Source organism: Micromonospora sp. I033 (genome assembly GCF_053890995.1).
In genome coordinates, this window is the sequence record NZ_JBSSLX010000379.1 from 1 (window position 1) to 1,888 (window position 1,888).

The window sequence follows — 1,888 nt, forward strand, 5'->3', positions numbered from 1 at the left end:
GCCGGCCCCGCGGGCGTCAGGGCGCTCGGTCGGGGCGGGCGAGCCACCGGCCCCGGACGGCCTGGCGGCGTCCTCGGCGGGTGGCGTCACCGCGCCGAGGACCGGGCCCAGCACATCGGTGATCAGGTCGACCGTGGCGGTGAGCGGAGCGGCGGGTGGGCGCTCGGCGGCGTGGGCGGCGGCACCGGCGGCGACCTCGTGGACGCCCCAGGCCGCGGCGACCCCGCCGAGCAGCAGGCCGAGGCGCAGCGCGACCCGCGTCAGCCGTCCGGCCCGTCGACTCATCCGGCACCCCTCCGACCCCCGGCCAGCGCCGGCGATCAACGCCCGCACTCTACCGAACGAAGTCGATTGATCACAGCCTGCGGCTGATCGAATTCGGGCGCGTCGGGCATCCGCCAGGCGTGGAAAATCCGGCGACGGGGTACCACCGGTCGTCATGAGCACCAGCACGGCCGACCGCCCCGCCACCGACACCCCCGCGCCGCCGGCCGGCGTGGTCGCGGTCGTCGCCCACCGGAAGAAGACCTTCGGCGGCGGCCTCGACGAGCTGCGCGCCAGCCTGGTCGCCGCCGGGGTCGGCAAACTCCTCTGGTACGAGGTGCCGAAGAGCCGCAAGGCGCCCAAGAAGGTCCGCCGGGCGCTCGACAAGGGCGCCGAGCTGGTCCTGGTCTGGGGTGGGGACGGCATGGTGCAGCGCTGCGCCGACACCCTCGCCGGATCGGACGTGCCGATGGGCATCCTGCCCGCCGGCACCGCCAACCTCTTCGCCACCAACCTCGGCATCCCCGCCGACCTGCCCGCGGCGGTCCGGATCGCCCTGCACGGCCGGCGGCGCGAGCTGGACCTGGGCCGGCTCAACGGGGAGCACTTCGCGGTGATGGCCGGCGCCGGGTTCGACGGCGACCTGATCCGCGACGCCGACCGCAGGCTCAAGGGCAGGCTGGGCCGGATCGCGTACGTCTGGACCGGGCTGCGGCACGTCCGCGGCGAGTGCGTACGGACCCGGATCACGGTCGACGGCGCCGACTGGTTCGACGGCGAGGCGAGCTGCGTGCTCTTCGGCAACGTCGGCACCATCACCGGCGGCATCCCCGCCTTCGACGACGCCCGCCCCGACGACGGGGCGCTGGAGATCGGCGTCTCCACCGCCAGCGGCGCCGTGGACTGGGCCCGCACGCTGGGCCGGATGGCTGCCGGCCGGTCCGACGAGTCACCGTTCGTCCGGATCACCCGCGGGCGGAAGGTGACCGTCCGCTTCGCCGAGCCGAAGACCTACGAGCTCGACGGTGGCGCACGCGGCACGGCGAAGCGGCTCAAGGTCAAGGTCGTTCCCGGTGCGCTGACCGTCTGCTGCCCCGACCCGGAGTGACCCCGGCCCGCACCGCCGCGACCGGGGCGGGCAGGATGCGGGCATGGACGACGACGTGCGCCGCTACCTCGATGAGCTGGTCGGACGGGCCCGGGCGGTGCTCGGGGACGACCTCATCGGCGCGTACGCGGCCGGGTCGGTGGGGCTGGGCGCGTACCAGCCGGGACGCAGCGACGTGGACGTGGCCCTGGTGGTCGCCGGGCCGGTCGCCGATGCGGCGAAGCGGGCGCTGGTGGACCGGCTGCGGCACGAGGCGCTGCCCTGCCCGGCGCGCGGCCTGGAACTCGTGGTCTACCGGCGCGACGTGGCCGGCGCCGGCGGCCCCGAGCCGGGCTTCGAGGTCGAGCTGAACACCGGCGCCACCATGCCGTTCCGGGCCACCTACGACCCGGCCGACCGGCCCGCCGCCGACGGGCGGTTCTGGTACGCGCTGGACCGCAGCATCCTGCGCCAGTCCGGGCTGGCCCTGCTCGGACCACCCGCCGCCGAGGTCTTCGCCGGCCCGGGGCCGGCCGA

At 76.0% G+C, this 1,888-nt stretch carries 1 protein-coding gene and 2 pseudogenes; 2 read left to right on the top strand and 1 reads right to left on the bottom strand.

Translation table 11 applies throughout. The features are described 5' to 3' along the window. Nucleotides 1-285 (bottom strand): annotated as a pseudogene (locus tag ACW0Q9_RS30315) (hypothetical protein); the annotation flags it as partial. A gap of 154 nt (nt 286-439) precedes the next feature. Between ACW0Q9_RS30315 and ACW0Q9_RS30320 the strand changes: the two are divergent. Both ACW0Q9_RS30320 and ACW0Q9_RS30325 read left to right on the top strand, forming a co-directional pair. Then, nucleotides 440-1,372: a diacylglycerol/lipid kinase family protein gene (locus tag ACW0Q9_RS30320; protein ID WP_456187166.1), complete on the top strand. Its 933-nt coding sequence runs from the start codon at nt 440-442 to the stop codon at nt 1,370-1,372. A gap of 43 nt (nt 1,373-1,415) precedes the next feature. Continuing rightward, nucleotides 1,416-1,888 (top strand): annotated as a pseudogene (locus ACW0Q9_RS30325) (nucleotidyltransferase domain-containing protein); the annotation flags it as partial.